This window comes from Aestuariivirga sp. (genome assembly GCF_965227715.1).
Taxonomy (GTDB): domain Bacteria; phylum Pseudomonadota; class Alphaproteobacteria; order Rhizobiales; family Aestuariivirgaceae; genus Aestuariivirga.
Window position 1 is genome coordinate 1,726,835 of sequence record NZ_OZ245771.1, and the last position, 14,523, is coordinate 1,741,357.

General features: G+C 63.0%; 10 protein-coding genes and 1 tRNA gene. 8 read left to right on the forward strand and 3 right to left on the reverse strand.

Features of this window, described 5'->3' with window-relative positions; genetic code table 11:
* Positions 1-7 precede the first annotated feature (7 nt).
* Positions 8-1,831: a cobaltochelatase subunit CobT gene (gene cobT, locus ACO06F_RS08200; protein ID WP_421696647.1), complete on the forward strand. Its 1,824-nt coding sequence runs from the start codon at positions 8-10 to the stop codon at positions 1,829-1,831.
* Positions 1,832-1,883: 52 nt separating this feature from the next.
* Here the strand turns inward: cobT and ACO06F_RS08205 are convergent, their stop codons facing one another.
* Both ACO06F_RS08205 and rpmB read right to left on the reverse strand, forming a co-directional pair.
* Positions 1,884-2,525 (reverse strand): DapH/DapD/GlmU-related protein, encoded by a 642-nt coding sequence (locus tag ACO06F_RS08205; protein WP_421696201.1) that lies wholly within the window; start codon positions 2,523-2,525, stop codon positions 1,884-1,886.
* Between the two features lie 67 nt (positions 2,526-2,592).
* Positions 2,593-2,892 carry a 50S ribosomal protein L28 gene (gene rpmB / locus ACO06F_RS08210; RefSeq protein ID WP_421696202.1) on the reverse strand — a complete coding sequence of 100 codons (300 nt, stop codon included), beginning with the start codon at positions 2,890-2,892 and terminating at the stop codon, positions 2,593-2,595.
* 630 nt (positions 2,893-3,522) lie between these two features.
* Here rpmB and ACO06F_RS08215 point away from each other — a divergent pair.
* The 6 genes from ACO06F_RS08215 to ACO06F_RS08240 all read left to right on the forward strand — a co-directional run bounded on the left by ACO06F_RS08215 (position 3,523) and on the right by ACO06F_RS08240 (position 11,150).
* A complete protein-coding gene (locus tag ACO06F_RS08215; protein ID WP_421696203.1) occupies positions 3,523-6,642 on the forward strand; it encodes a helicase-related protein in 3,120 nt (1,039 codons plus the stop codon).
* Positions 6,629-6,934, forward strand: coding sequence for an RNA-binding S4 domain-containing protein (locus tag ACO06F_RS08220; RefSeq protein ID WP_421696204.1), 306 nt, complete (start codon positions 6,629-6,631; stop codon positions 6,932-6,934). Before ACO06F_RS08215 ends, ACO06F_RS08220 begins: the two co-directional genes overlap by 14 nt.
* 65 nt (positions 6,935-6,999) lie before the next feature.
* Positions 7,000-7,338, forward strand: a complete 339-nt coding sequence (fdxA, locus tag ACO06F_RS08225; RefSeq protein ID WP_421696205.1) for a ferredoxin FdxA — start codon at positions 7,000-7,002, stop codon at positions 7,336-7,338.
* Positions 7,339-7,749: 411 nt separating this feature from the next.
* Positions 7,750-8,688, forward strand: a complete 939-nt coding sequence (locus ACO06F_RS08230) for a CarD family transcriptional regulator (RefSeq protein WP_421696206.1) — start codon at positions 7,750-7,752, stop codon at positions 8,686-8,688.
* A 106-nt stretch (positions 8,689-8,794) separates the two neighbouring features.
* A tRNA-Arg gene (locus ACO06F_RS08235) sits at positions 8,795-8,871 on the forward strand.
* 251 nt (positions 8,872-9,122) lie between these two features.
* Positions 9,123-11,150 (forward strand): PAS domain-containing protein, encoded by a 2,028-nt coding sequence (locus ACO06F_RS08240; RefSeq protein ID WP_421696207.1) that lies wholly within the window; start codon positions 9,123-9,125, stop codon positions 11,148-11,150.
* A 9-nt stretch (positions 11,151-11,159) separates the two neighbouring features.
* Here the strand turns inward: ACO06F_RS08240 and ACO06F_RS08245 are convergent, their stop codons facing one another.
* Complete coding sequence (locus ACO06F_RS08245; protein WP_421696208.1) at positions 11,160-12,122, reverse strand: CorA family divalent cation transporter; 963 nt, start codon at positions 12,120-12,122, stop codon at positions 11,160-11,162.
* Between the two features lie 156 nt (positions 12,123-12,278).
* Between ACO06F_RS08245 and ACO06F_RS08250 the strand changes: the two genes are divergently transcribed.
* The gene (locus tag ACO06F_RS08250; protein ID WP_421696209.1) at positions 12,279-14,522 is read left to right on the forward strand and encodes a mechanosensitive ion channel family protein; all 2,244 of its coding nucleotides are present in this window, start codon (positions 12,279-12,281) and stop codon (positions 14,520-14,522) included.
* Position 14,523 lies beyond the last annotated feature (1 nt).

The window sequence follows — 14,523 nt, forward strand, 5'->3', positions numbered from 1 at the left end:
CGTCGCGATGAAGACCATTGCCGAAGACCCGGAGCTTACCGTGGCCTTCGGCAACGAACACCCGGCTCTTTCGGGTAACCGGGCAAAGCTGCCGCAGATCGGCAATGAGCTGAATGCGTCCGATGTTGCGATCATCCGCGGCCTTTCGGACAGTTTCGCCCTTCGGCTTGCGAACCACAATGACAAGGTACACGCCCGCTACCAGCCGCAGGGCAAGAATGCCCGCGCCGTGTTCGAGGCCGTCGAGCAGGCGCGCATCGAGGCCCTGGGCGCCAACGCCATGCCGGGCATGAAGACCAATCTTGCCGCGATGCTGGACGACCGTTACCGCAGGAAGGACGTTGCCCGCTACACCGACCGAAAGGACGCCCCGCTCGATGAAGCGGTGGCCCTGATGGTGCGCGAGAAGCTGACGGGTGCAAGGCCGCCGGAAGGGGCCAGCACCATGGTTGATCTGTGGCGGCCCTGGATCGAAGAGAAGGCGCAGAGCCAGCTCAGCTGCCTGATGGACAACATCCATGATCAGGCCGCCTTCGCCCGCATGTCCCGCGACATCATCGCAGCCCTCGACATGGGCGAGGAGCTGGGCGAAGATCCTGACCAGTCTGACGAGAATGACGAGAACAACGAGCCGCAGGAAGATTCCGGCGAACGTCAGGAAACACCCGACAGCGAGGAACAGGACAGTTCCCAGCAGTCCATGGAGGAGATGCAGGACGCCGAAGGCGAAACCGATGCCGCCGAAATGGACGCCCAACAGATGGATGCCGACGATCAGTCGGAGGACCAGGACGGCGAGGACGAGCAGGATGGCGAGGATCCCTGGAAGCCGCAGCTCCCCTTCTCCTCCCTCTCCAACGAAGATTTCTACAAGGTCTTCACCAACCAGTTCGACGAAGAGATTTCGGCTGAGGAACTTTGCGATGCGGAGGAGCTGACACGGCTCCGCAACTATCTCGACAAGCAGCTTTCGAACCTGCAGGGCGTGGTGGCGCGGCTCGCCAACCGCCTGCAGCGCCGGCTGATGGCGCAGCAGAACCGCTCCTGGGATTTCGATCTCGAGGAAGGCGTGCTCGATGCCGCGCGGCTCACACGCGTGGTGATCGACCCGATGCACCCCCTGTCCTTCAAGGTGGAGCAGGACACGCAGTTCCGCGACACGGTGGTGACGCTGCTGCTCGACAATTCAGGCTCCATGCGCGGACGGCCGATCACGGTGGCCGCGACCTGCGCGGATATTCTCGCGCGCACGCTGGAGCGCTGCGGCGTGAAGGCGGAGATTCTCGGCTTCACCACGAGAGCCTGGAAGGGCGGGCAATCGCGCGAGAAGTGGCTGGCCGCCAACAAGCCTTCGAACCCGGGGCGGCTGAACGACCTGCGCCACATCATCTACAAATCCGCCGATACGCCCTGGCGCCGCGCGCGCCGGAACTTGGGGCTTATGATGCGCGAGGGGCTGTTGAAGGAGAACATCGACGGCGAGGCGCTGATCTGGGCGCATAACCGCCTGCTCGCACGGTCCGAGCAGCGGCGCATTCTGATGGTGATTTCAGATGGTGCGCCCGTTGACGATTCAACTCTTTCCGTCAACTCCGGCAATTATCTCGAAAAGCACCTCCGCCAGGTGATCACCGACATCGAGCAACGCTCGCCGGTGGAACTGATCGCCATCGGCATCGGCCATGACGTGACGCGCTATTACAAGCGCGCCGTGACCATTGTCGATGCCGAGGAATTGGGAGGTGCCATGACCGAGAAGCTCGCCGAGCTTTTCTCCGACAAGATCGAGGCAAAGGTTGTCGCTCCGCGAAAGCGCGCGGGCAAGCGTTGAAGGGCTTTACGTCCCCTCCCGCTGAAGAAGCGGGCGAGGACGTTACCGCTGGCTACTCATACTTTCCCAGAAACGCGTCCACGCCCATCGCGCGCATGTCTTCGATGGCCTTGGCCAGCCTCTCATGCGGCCAGTCCCACCAGGCGAGGCGGATGATCCGTCGACTGATCTCCGGCTCGAAGCGCCACTTCAGGAATCGCGCGGGAACACCGCCGACGATGGCATGGGCCGGCACGTCCCTGGTCACGACAGCACCTGCGGCCACAACCGCGCCATGGCCGATCTTGACCCCCGGCAGGATGATGGCACCATGGCCGATCCACACGTCATGGCCGATTTCCACGCGCTGCGCGATGCGCGCCTCCCGGAAGGCCTTGTCGAGCTTTGCGCCAGCGAAATATTCGTTCGGCCGATAGGTGATCTTGTGCTGGCTGACGCGTTCCATCGGATGGTTCAGCGCATTGATGCGGCAATGGGCGGCTATGGCGCAGAAGCGGCCGATATCGGTATAGATCGTTTCGCCATCGCGCTCGATGTAGGAATAGTCGCCTAGGGTCGAGTCAAGAAGCTGAACGCGCTCCTTCACCTCCGTGAAGCGGCCCAGCGCGGCATTGCGCAATTGTGCCGAGCCGTGGACGCGCGGGCTTCCGTCACGCGGGCCGGAGGGCTTCTTCGGTGCAGCATCCTCGCTCATGGGAGCCACTTAAACCAAAAGCCGCCCCGATTGGAGCGGCTTTTGAAAATCAGGCGCGGCCAGAAGATCAGGCGGCGGCCTTGGCGGCTTCGACCTTCTTGGCGATCGAACGCTTCAGGCGCAGGGCCTTTTCCGAGAGCTTCTCGTTGTCCGCCTTCAGCAGGAACGCATCGAGGCCGCCCACATGCTCCACCGACTTCAGCGCGATTGCCGAAATGCGAAGGCGATAGGTGAGGCCCATGGCATCACTCATCAAGCTCACGTCGCACAGGTTCGGCATGAAGCGGGTCTTGGTCTTGTTGTTGGCATGGCTGACCTTGTTGCCAACCAGCGCATTCTTTCCCGTCAACTCACAACGGCGGGCCATGGGCGAAACTCCAGAATAAATATGGGCTCCGGACGGCAGGATGCCTCCGGTTCGGATGCCGGGTCTATAGTGGGAGCAATGCGCCCGGTCAAGTCTAACGGGAGGGTTTTCCAGCCGCTGACCGCTGAAACGACCTGTCCCATTCTCGCACAGCCTGGTTAACGCAGCGCGCGGACGCGGTGTTCGAAGAACCCGGTTTCCGTTCACCTCTAGTAGGTTCTTGGAGGCGACGCCACATCATGTAGCGAGAACAAACCGGGAAAACCGGGGGTGCAGCGATTCGGCCACGTTCCGTTCCGCAGATGGTCCACTTCGTTAAGATGCCGCCAGTTGATGGCACAGACGCCGCAAGGGTCCGTCAACCATAACCCCCAACTCGTAAACAGGGAGCGGCTTCGGCGAGCATGGTTTGCGCTCACAGTGCAGATCCACACAGAAACCAGTTTTCAGAATCTTGCGTAAATGCTGGAGAACAAATGCGGAATTTCTCTGCAGTAGCGATTCGGGCCAGCTTCGTTCCGGTTTGAATCCATCCCTTAACGCAGCGGTTCAGAACGGGGCAAATTCCCTTGACCTGCCCCCGCCTCCGCCCCAACTGTCAGGAAAGGAATTTTTGAAACCGCTCCCCTGATGCCTTCCCCCAAGACCGTCACTGCCGTGCTTGGCCCCACCAACACCGGCAAGACACACCTCGCGGTCGAACGCATGCTGGGGCACGGCGGGGGCATGATCGGCCTTCCCTTGCGCCTCCTCGCGCGCGAGATCTATGACCGGGTGCGCCTGAAGGTAGGCGATGCCGCCGTGGCACTCGTCACCGGTGAAGAGAAAATCATTCCCGCCGCCGCGCGCTACTGGGTGTGCACTGTCGAGGCGATGCCATCCGATGTGGATGTGCCGTTTCTCGCCATTGACGAGGTGCAGCTCTGCGCGGACTTCGAGCGCGGGCACATCTTCACGGACCGGGTTCTGCACCGCCGCGGCCGGGAAGAGACCATGCTGCTGGGCGCCGGCACCATGCGGCCCATCCTCGAAAAGCTCATTCCAGGCACCAGCTTTGTCTCACGGCCACGGTTTTCGCAGCTTCTCTATGCCGGGCAGAAGAAGATCACCCGGCTTCCGCGCCGCTCGGCCATTGTCGCCTTTTCGGCCGAGATGGTCTATGCGACGGCCGAGCTGATCCGCCGTCAGCGGGGCGGCGCTGCAGTGGTGCTGGGCGCCCTGTCGCCCCGGACTCGCAATGCGCAAGTGGCGCTCTACCAATCAGGTGACGTCGACTACATCGTCGCAACCGATGCGATCGGCATGGGGCTGAACATGGATGTCGACCATGTGGCCTTCGCGTCGACCCGCAAGTTTGACGGCTTCCAGTACCGGCAGCTGAACCCGTCCGAACTGGGCCAGGTTGCGGGCCGCGCGGGGCGCTACATGAATGACGGCACCTTCGGGGTAACGGGTGAGGCCGACCCCTTCGAACAGGAGACGGTCGAGCGGCTCGAGAGCCATAATTTCGAGTCCGTCCGCATGTTGCAGTGGCGGAACCGCGAGCTGGATTTCGGCTCCCTCGACCGGCTCAAGCAGTCCTTGGGCATGCTGCCGCGGCAGCAGGGCCTGACGCGCGCCCAGCCCAATGCCGACATGCTAGCGCTGGAAGCCCTCGCCCGGGACCCCGCCACAAGGGACCTCGCCACGGCAAAAAAGGATGTGGAACGCCTGTGGGAGGTTTGCCAAATTCCGGACTATCGAAATATTTCGAACTCGGAGCACGCCTCGATCGTTTCGAAGATCTACCAGTATCTCCAGACGGGGGATGGGTTCATTGACGAGGATTGGTTCGTGCGGCAACTCAAGTTCTGCGAAAACACCCATGGCGACTTGGATACGCTCTCCAATCGGATCAGCCACATCCGGACCTGGACCTTCGTCGCCAACCGGCCGGACTGGCTCAAAGCGCCTCTCTATTGGCAATCTTACGCGAGAGAGATAGAGGACAAGCTGTCGGATGCCTTGCATGAGCGGCTGACACAGCGTTTTATCGACCGCCGTACCAGCGTGCTGATGAAGCGGCTGGCCCAGAAGGAAGAATTGATGTCGACTGTTGAGGAAGATGGCGCCATCCATGTGGAGGGCGAATATATTGGCCGGATCAAGGGTTTCCTGTTCGTGCCCGATGGCGCCACGGAAGGGGCGGAGGCCCGCGCCCTCAAAGCCGCAGCCTTGTCCGCTGTTGCGGCCGAAATCAACGCCCGGGCCAAGGCCGTGGCGGCCTCCACCGACACCGCGCTGAAACTGAGCCGCGATGGCCAGATCATCTGGAATCATGCGCCCGTCGGCCGGCTGGAGCCGGGAGCCACATTGCTGAAGCCCCGCGCGGCCGTCACTGCCGGCGACCAGCTGTCGGGGAGTGACCGGGAAGAGGTTCAGGCCCGGCTGCAGAAATTCGTCGACCGGCACATTGCATCCGTGCTCGAGCCGCTGGTGAAGCTGGAAGAGGGTGAAGGGCTTGAGGGCATCTCCCGTGGCATCGCCTTCCGGCTGGTCGAAACCCTGGGCGTCCTCCCGCGGGACAGCGTAACGGAAGAGGTGAAATCCCTCAGCCAGGATGATCGCGCCAAGCTGCGGGCCTTTGGCGCACGCTTCGGCGCCTTCAACGTCTATGTGCCGGCCCTTCTGAAGCCCGCTCCCACGGAATTGCGCCTGCTGCTCTGGGCGCTAAACCTGTCCAAGGAAGGGAAGCTCGAACCTGCCGCCCTTCCCCAGCCTCCGGGCCAGGGCCTCACCTCCGCCAGCTTTGACCGCTCCACTCCGAAGGGTTTCTATGGCGTCTGCGGCTACCGCATCTGCGGTTCGCGCGTCGTCCGTATCGACATGTTGGAGCGTCTGGCGGACCTGATCCGTGACCGTGTTTTCTGGCGGGCACGCTTTCCTGAGGAGGCCCGCCCGGCGGGTTCAATCGAAGGCGGCGGCTTTGCCGTCGTCCCGGATATGATGTCGCTGGTCGGCTGCTCAGGAGAGGATTTCCTGGGCATTCTCCGGAGCCTCGACTACCGGATGCAGAAGAAGAAGGTGAAGCGCCCGCTTGCGGCGGCCGCCGTTGCGGCCACCCCAACGGCTGGAGAGGAGCCGGGCACTCCCCTGGAGCTTCCGGGCAACACCCCTTCCGAGATCCCGCCCGAAACGCCAACCGAAGCCCCGCCTTCGCCAGAGCCTCCGCCACCTCAGCCGGCAGAACCCCCGATGGAGCCCCCCACGCCGCCCGAGCTGCCGCCCGCTCCCGTTGAAACCCCGCCTGACCTGGCAACGCCTGCTGCGGAGGAAGAGTCTGCCCCGATTGCTACGGAGGCCACCGCCGAAGCCACTGCCGCCGTTGAAGCGGCCACAGAAGAGATCGAGATCGAAGTGTGGTGGCCGCGCGATACCGGCCCCTTCCGCCACCGCCCGGAACGTCAGAACCAGCAGAAGCGCCCGCAGCACCGCCGTGAGGCGGCCCCGCAGGCAGCTGCTCCCGCAGCGGGCGAAAAACCCGAAGGTGAACGGCGCGACGGCGGGCGTCCACGCCGCCACCATGGCAAGGGTCCCCGCCGAGATGACCGGCCGGAGGCACAAGACGGACGCCCTGAGCGCGCCAAGCCCCGCCACGAAGAGCGAAAGCCCCAGTTCGAAGAGCGGAAACCCCGCCCCGAGAAGCCCATAGACCCCGATTCGCCCTTTGCCGTTCTTGGGGCTTTAAAGGCAAAGCTTGCGGGCAAGTGACGAAACGGCCAGCCGCCAGCGCCTCGACAAGTGGCTCTGGTTCGCCCGCGTGGTGAAGACGCGTGAGGCTGCGGCCGGGCTCGTCGAATCAGGCCATGTGCGCATCAACGGCCTCAAGACGCCGAAGCCTGGACACGCCGTGAAGGCGGGTGATGTGCTCACCATCGTGCTGAACACCCGCGTGCGGGTTTTGCAGGTTGAAGGGTTGGCGGAGCGCCGGGGCCCCGCTGAAACCGCCTGCCGCCTCTACCGCGAGGCTGGCATGTCATCCCCGGACGGTGAAACGCCGTAAAAAGAGGTGCAAGCCTCTCTGGAAATTGCTAGGAAGCGTTCGGTTTAAAGAACGGTTGAGCCTCCATGACCTACATCGTCACCGACAATTGCATCAAGTGCAAGTACATGGACTGCGTGGAAGTCTGCCCTGTGGACTGCTTCTACGAGGGCGAGAACATGCTGGTGATCCACCCGGACGAATGTATCGACTGCGGTGTGTGCGAACCGGAATGCCCGGCGGAAGCGATCAAGCCCGATACCGAACCTGGCCTCGAATCCTGGTTGAAGCTCAACACCGATTATGCCTCCCAGTGGCCCAATATCACCACCAAGAAGGATGCCCCCTCCGACGCCAAGGAATTCGACGGCGTCGAGGGCAAGCTGGAGAAGTATTTCTCCCCGAATCCCGGCGAGGGTGACTGAGGCAATTCATCCTCCATGCCGAGGCTGCAGGCCCGGCATGCAAAAGCCTTGACCCCATTAACCTTTTTGCCCGGATTCATCCGTGTGCGGCGCAAGATTCCGCCGTACACGGACATGTCGGGCTTTAAAAATGCTTAAACTTGTGATATTTAAGCCACGAAGAATATGTAAACCCAGTTGGATGATGGAAACCGGGCGCACCGCCCGGACTATTTCATGCAGACGCCGGCAATAGCACCAAGCGAATGGGGCCCGAGGGCGCCCTTCCGGTGATTTGCAGCGGACGTCGGATACGGGATCTGGACAGAGAGGCAAGCTGCGCCGCCTTCGGGCAGCGCTGAACAGTGTCCCGTTGCCGCAGCTGGAACACATATTCCATAACGAGTTTCGGGCAAAGGGCGAAGGACAGATATGACAAAAGCGAAGACGAAGACCGCGGCCGCGAAGAAGCCTTCGGCCAAGGCCAAGACCAAGTCGGCCCCCAAGAAGACCTCGAAGCCGGTTACCACTGTTAAGGCAAAGCCCATGGCTGCTCCGAAAACCCCGGCCAAGCCTGCCGCCGCCGTGAAGCCCGTTGCCCCCGCCAAGACGCCCGCAGCGAAGTCTGTTGCAGCAAAGCCGGCAGCCGCGAAGCCATCTCCTGCGGCCCCTAAGGCGCCTGCTCCGGTGAAGGCTGCAAAGGCCGCCATCGCGCAGCCTTCCGCCGCGCCTGCCCCGGCCGTCAGGGCCGCTGCCGCCCAGCCTGCCGCCGCTCCGAAGCAAGCCGCCGCAGCAGCGCCCGCAAGCCCCCCTGCGCCCAAGAAGCTCGTCTTCAAGGTGAATGACCTGGTGGTCTACCCTGCCCATGGCGTGGGCAAGATCAGCCACATCGAGGAGCAGGAAATCGCAGGTGCGAAGCTTGAGCTCTACATCGTGGAGTTCGAGAAGGAAAAGCTCCGCCTCAAGGTCCCGACGAGCCGCGCCGAGCAGAAGGGCATGCGCCGCCTTTCGGACAAGACGCAGATCGAATCCGCCTTGAAGGTTCTGAAGGGCCGCGCGCGCATCAAGCGTACCATGTGGTCCCGCCGCGCCCAGGAATATGACGCCAAGATCAACTCCGGCGACATCATGGCCGTCGCAGAGGTGGTGCGCGATCTGTACCGCTCGGAGCGTCAGCCCGAGCAGTCCTATTCCGAACGCCAGCTCTTTGAGCAGGCACTGGACCGGATGGCCCGTGAAATCGCCGCCGTCAAAAAGATCGATGACGATCAGGCGGTGAAGGAACTCGAGGAATATCTCTCCAAGAATGCCAAGCGCGCACCCACCGGCGAAAAGACCGAAGACGACGTTACGGCGGAAGAAGCCGCCTAAGAGAAAAGACATCCGAGGGACGAAGGCCCGGCCCCGCGCCGGGCCTTTTCCATGAGGCCCCGCTCTTCCCAAACCTGCCGAGTGAGGCTAGAACGAACCCGGCCAAGGTCCCGTAGCTCAGCTGGATAGAGCATCAGTTTCCTAAACTGAGGGTCACAGGTTCGAATCCTGTCGGGGCCGCCAAACCAGTGATTTCATCTTCTTCGCTCTGTCCGTTGCCGATGTGACGGATTGCAATCAGTGCTTTTGATAGCTAGCTAAAGAGCTACGCCGGCGTTCCGGCGCGCATGACGATCTATGGTTTTGCCGCAGTCGGAACTCAGCTTATGAGATCAGAAGGGCGTGACAATTTCAGAGCGACGTTGCTGTCTCTTGGGAGCGAGACAGCGCGTCTGATCTGCGGGATCGATTGGGCCAGAACGCCCCTGGGGTCCATGGAGGCTTGGCCTGCGAGCCTCCGGACCTCCCTTGCCATCGTTCTACTCTCACCCGTTCCCATTGTCATGCTGTGGGGCAAGGACGGCATCATGCTCTACAATGATGCCTATTCCGGCTTCGCGGGCGGCCGGCATCCGAAGCTGCTTGGATCCAAGGTCCGCGAGGGCTGGCCTGAAGTTGCCGAATTCAACGACAATGTCATGAAGGTCGGCCTGTCAGGCGGAACATTGGCTTACCGCAACCAGGAACTGACGCTCTACCGCAATGGACGGCCCGAGCAGGTTTTCATGAACCTCGATTACTCACCGGTGCTTGATGAGGGCGGGACGCCCGCTGGCGTGCTGGCGATCGTCGTCGAAACCAGCGAGCGCATCATCGCCGAGAGGCGGCGCGAGGAGGCTGAAGCCGCACTGCGGGCAGAGCGCGACCGGGCACAGGGCGTGCTCGACAATATGACGGAAGCTTTCGTGCTGCTCGACCGGGACCTCCGCGTTCTGGACCTCAATGCGGAGGCGGAGCGGCTCGAGCGACGCCCGCGCAGCGCTCTCATCGGGAAAACCCAATTGGAGTCCCATCCAGAGGCCTCTCCCGAGCTGGGGAGGCTGCTCTTCCAGGCGCGCGACGAACGTATTCCGGTCGCGATGGAGCACTTCTATGTGTGGCCTGACGGACGCGAAACCTGGATCGACATGCGGGCCTACCCGGTGGGCGACAACATAGCGGTGTTCTACCGGGACGTGACGGACCGCAAGCGGAACGAGGAGTCCCTGCGCCGTGGCGAACTGGCGCTGGCCGAACTCAACGCTAGCCTCGAAGCCCAGGTCATCCAGCGTACCGCAGATCTGTCTCACGCCCTCGAGCGGCTTCAGGCGGAAGTGGCTGAGCGCGAGCGCGCCGAAATGGCCCTGCGGCAGCTTCAGAAGATGGAAGCGATCGGCCAGCTGTCGGGCGGCATCGCACATGACTTCAACAATCTCCTCGGTGCCATTACCGCCGGATTTGAACTGATCCGGCGTAAGTCCGGCGATGCCGAGAATGTGCGGCAGCTTGCCGAAGCGGGCCTGGCCAGTGCCGAACGCGGGGCAAAACTCACGGGCCAGCTTCTTGCCTTTTCCCGCGAGCAGCGGATTGAACTCAAACCGGTGATGATTTCCGGACTGGTGGAAGGCATGCAGGAGCTGCTGGCCCGTTCGCTTGGCCCCTCGATTCAGCTCCGCCTGGAGCTCTCGGCCGATTGCGCGGTGCTGTCGGACCCGACGCAGCTTGAAATGGCGATCCTCAACCTCGCCATCAACGCCCGTGACGCCATTTCCAACCACGGCGTGCTTTCGATTTCGACGCGCGCGGTGGAGATCGATGATGACGTTGAGCTTTCACCCGGACACTATGTCGAGCTTGCCGTGGCCGATACCGGGACCGGCATGACGCCGGACGTGATAGCGCGGGCCTTTGAACCCTTTTTCACCACGAAGGGCATCGGCAAAGGAACGGGGCTGGGTCTCAGCCAGGTCTATGGCATGGCGCGGCAGGGAGGCGGGACCGTCAGGATCGAAAGCAGGCCGGGGAACGGAACCACCGTCCGAATCATGCTCGCGCAGGTGAGCACTTCGGCGACGTCTGGTGCCGAACAGCCCATCCCCGCCACCGAACGGACACTGGCGCCCCGAAACATCCTCATCGTCGACGATGACAAGGACTTGCGCGAAATGCTGGCGGCCTCTCTCGCCGAAATCGGCCACCGCGTGCTTCAGGCGGAGAATGGCGAAGCAGCGCTGCAGATCCTTGATGGGGAAACGCCGGAACTGCTGATCGCCGATTTCGCCATGCCTGGCATGAACGGCGCCGAGCTGGCGGATATCGCCTGGCAGCGCTTTCCCCAACTGAATATCATTTTCGCGAGCGGCTATGCCGAAACCGAGGCGATTGAGATCGTTGCGGGGAAGGAAGCGGTCATCCTGCGCAAGCCGTTCCGGCTGGACCAGCTGCAATCCGTGCTCGTCCGCGTTTTCAACGGCGGTCCATAGCGCAGAGCCTCAGCTGCTGAGCCTAAGATAGAGGATCACCGCCGCGGAGGACACGGCAGACAACCCCACGGCGGCAATGAACCCCCAGGGAGACCCTGTGAAAGGAATGCCGTCGAGGTTCATTCCGAAGAGGCCGGCCACGAGCGTCGGCGGCAGGAAGGCGGCCGTCAGCGCGGAAAGCGTATAGAGCTGCCGGTTGGTTTCCGCCGTGAGCTTGGCGTCGATCTCGTCATGAAAGAACCGGGCGCGCGTTTCCATGTCCGCATAATCCTGGTCGAGATCGATCAGCCGGGAGGCCGTGGCGGTGAAGGCATCGGGTGCCGGTATCCGGGCCCGTTCCGCCGTCTGCAGTGCCCGGCGCATGGCGCGCATGTGACGGTGGAGCTGGGCGATCTCCCGGCGCGTCAGCATCAGGCGCTTGCGCTCACCGCGATGGTGTTCATCAAGCACGTGATCTTCAATGATTTCGAGCTCGTCCGAAAGCCGGTGGAGGGAAGCGGCAAGCACATCGGTGTAGAGCGAGAGCAGATGTGACAGCAGGTGGGCCGGAGACTCGAAGCTGTGGCCAGCCTTGACGAGCTGGCGCAGTCGTTCGGCGGAGTGCACGGCCTTGACTCGGCCGGTGATCAGGAACCCATCCCCGAGCGCAAAATGGATCCATGCGAATTCAGTCGAATCCGCGTCGAACTCCCGCCGGAAGTCTGCGAGATGCCCGAAGAGGACGCCCTCCCGGGCGCTCACCTGCTGGCGGAGCGGTGGATCACAGAATTCCGTGACGAGATCGCCGGGGAAGCCGAACCTCTGGACCAGCAGTTTGCGGCAGCGCCAATCCGCAAGGTTCAGGTGAAGCCAGATCCACTTTCCGGCCCGTGGCGGCCGTTCGCGCAGTTCATCTTCCGGAAGCTGCGTTCCGCGCCCTTCCGCATCAAAGCCAAAGGCATAAATGAGTCCGGGCACTGCGGCTGGGTTCACGGAGGTTTTCTTGGCTGGCCGGCGGATTGTGTGTTCCGGCTAGGCTCTGCATGTGACAATTCGACGACGATGGCGGGGGACGTCGCTTCGGCTTGCATCTCGCAAGGCCCCGTGTGTCTATAGCGGCTCCAGGGCGGCGGGGACGGCGGCGAGGCCATGACAAGACTGTTTCTATTCTTCTTTCTGACGATGGCGGCCGCTCTGCCGGCGATGGCTGATGGCCCCTGGTCGGGGCAGTGGCAGGTCACCTGGCGCAATGGCGGCGCGATCCTCACCCTCGATCAGCAGGGCAACAGCGTCACCGGCAGCTACAGCAACGGCCGCGGCAAGATTATGGCCACGGCCAAGAACAAAAACTTGGACGGCCAGATCGACTATGACGGCGTGACCGAAGGGCTGAGCGCCACGCTGGGTCCGGAACAAACCAGCTTCTCCGGCCAGACGGAGGGGGGCGATTGGCTGAGCGGCATCCGCCTCGACCCCGGTGCAGGCGAGCCCATCGTGAGCGTTGACCTCCGCACGCCACGCGCCGCAATGCGGAGCTTTCTGAACGCGGCGAACCTCGCTGATGCCACCGGTTCCCACGCCCTGGCATGGGCTGTCGATACAATCGATTTCGGGAAGGCGCCCGACTGGGCCTCGCGCGAATCCCGCTTTGCCGCGGCCGAGGAGCTGTTCCGTCTGATCGACCAGGCGACATTCAGCCTCGCAAACATTCCTGACACCGCTTCATCCTCCGTCGTCACCCTGTCGCTCCCGCGGCTGGATGCGGCCCCTCCCGTGCGGCTGGACATGGCACGCGATGCGGCGGGCGACTGGCGGATCGTGATGCCCGCGGCCGAAACCCTCCGCACCATGACGGCCCAAGGCCCGGCGCGGCCCGCAGACGGCTTCCGCCAGCTGCAAAGCCCGCGGGACACCATGCGCGCCTTTCTGGAGGGCATGTCGCGCTGGGGCAAGGGTGGATCCGCGCAGGCAATTTCCACAATCGATCTTTCGTTCGTGCCGGACGTGCTCAAGACGGAAGAAGGGCGATTGGTTGCCCAGTATCTCGTCCACATCATCGACAGGGTTGGCCACAGCGTGCTGCAGAGCGTCCCCAATTCGGGCGCCAGCCGTGAGCCTTACGTTTATTTCGAAAACCCGGCCGGCCGCATCGTGATCGAACCGTTGGGCTCAGGCACCGATACACGCTGGAAGTTTTCCGCCGAAACCGCGCAGGACGCGCGCCGCCTGTTCAGCGCCGTCGAGACGCTTCCAGAAATTCACCGGCTGGATCCGCGGCTCATTCCGCCGTCACCGATGTTCTCGATGCGGGAGCAGGTGAAAAGCTACGCGCCCTTCCTCTTGCGGGACGTACTGGGCAAAGGGCAGATCGAGTATTGGCAGGTTGTGGCCGCCCTTCTGCTGCTGGCAGGCATGATCCTGCTGGCACTAGTCTTCCGCCGTGCCGGATATTGGCTGATGACCAGGCCACCGGTGAAGCACCATGTCAAAAACCCGGCCCGGCTGGCAGGCGCCCTGGGCATCGGCCTGGCCTTTCTGATCGGCACCTATTACGTGCGCCAGCTTGGCCTTCCCGCTGCCACCCGCCAGTTCACCCTTCCTGTGGTGGGCACCATCCTGCTGATGGTGGTTGCCTATGCCGGATGGCAGGTGATCGCGGCCATCGCATCCCTTCTCGATCACTTCGCCCAGCGCACAGAAACCACGGTCGACAACATTCTCCTCACCTTCGTGACGGGGGTTGCGAAGCTCAGCCTGGTGGCCCTGGCGGCCCTTGGACTGGGCTATCTCTGGTCGCTTCCCACCACGGGGCTTCTGGCGGGCCTCGGCATCAGCGGCCTCGCGGTCGCCTTCGCCTCCAAGGAGACGCTTGCCAATCTGTTCGGCGCTGGAATTCTGTTGGGCGACCGGCCGTTCCGCAAGGGCGACCAGATCATCGCCGGAGACGTCAATGGCTGGGTGGAGGCCGTCGGCCTCCGCTCCACCCGCATCAGAACGCTGCATGACAGCCTGCTTGTCGTTCCCAATGGCAAGCTGGCCGACACCACGATCAACAATCTCGGCGTACGCCGCCGGCGGACGCTGAGCTCCACGGTGCTGGTCACGGGCGGCGGCACGCCCGATAAGCTTGAGGCCTTTACCAAGGCGGTGTCTGAGAGGATCGCCTCCGACCCAATGTTCGTGGCTTCGGCAACGGAGGTGAACGTCAGCGGTATCATTGCCGGCGGCATCCAGATCGAAATCACGACCATCCTTGACACGCGCAGCGGCACGGCGTCACGCCAGGCCACGCACCGGCTCTATCTTGACATTCTGCGCCTGGCCGAAGTGGAGGGACTTACCCTGGGCCGCGGTTCCGAGAAGCAGCCCGTCTATTTCCTGCGGGAGGAGTGAC

What these genes read in the sequence shown, in the direction of transcription:
- ACO06F_RS08230 (WP_421696206.1), top strand. Translation starts at nt 7,750, where the DNA reads ATGACAAAAGCGAAGACGAAGACCGCGGCCGCGAAGAAGCCTTCGGCC.
- cobT (WP_421696647.1), top strand. Translation starts at nt 8, where the DNA reads ATGAAGACCATTGCCGAAGACCCGGAGCTTACCGTGGCCTTCGGCAAC.
- ACO06F_RS08205 (WP_421696201.1), bottom strand. Translation starts at nt 2,525, where the DNA reads ATGAGCGAGGATGCTGCACCGAAGAAGCCCTCCGGCCCGCGTGACGGA.
- ACO06F_RS08240 (WP_421696207.1), top strand. Translation starts at nt 9,123, where the DNA reads ATGGAGGCTTGGCCTGCGAGCCTCCGGACCTCCCTTGCCATCGTTCTA.
- fdxA (WP_421696205.1), top strand. Translation starts at nt 7,000, where the DNA reads ATGACCTACATCGTCACCGACAATTGCATCAAGTGCAAGTACATGGAC.
- ACO06F_RS08215 (WP_421696203.1), top strand. Translation starts at nt 3,523, where the DNA reads ATGCCTTCCCCCAAGACCGTCACTGCCGTGCTTGGCCCCACCAACACC.
- ACO06F_RS08250 (WP_421696209.1), top strand. Translation starts at nt 12,279, where the DNA reads ATGACAAGACTGTTTCTATTCTTCTTTCTGACGATGGCGGCCGCTCTG.
- rpmB (WP_421696202.1), bottom strand. Translation starts at nt 2,892, where the DNA reads ATGGCCCGCCGTTGTGAGTTGACGGGAAAGAATGCGCTGGTTGGCAAC.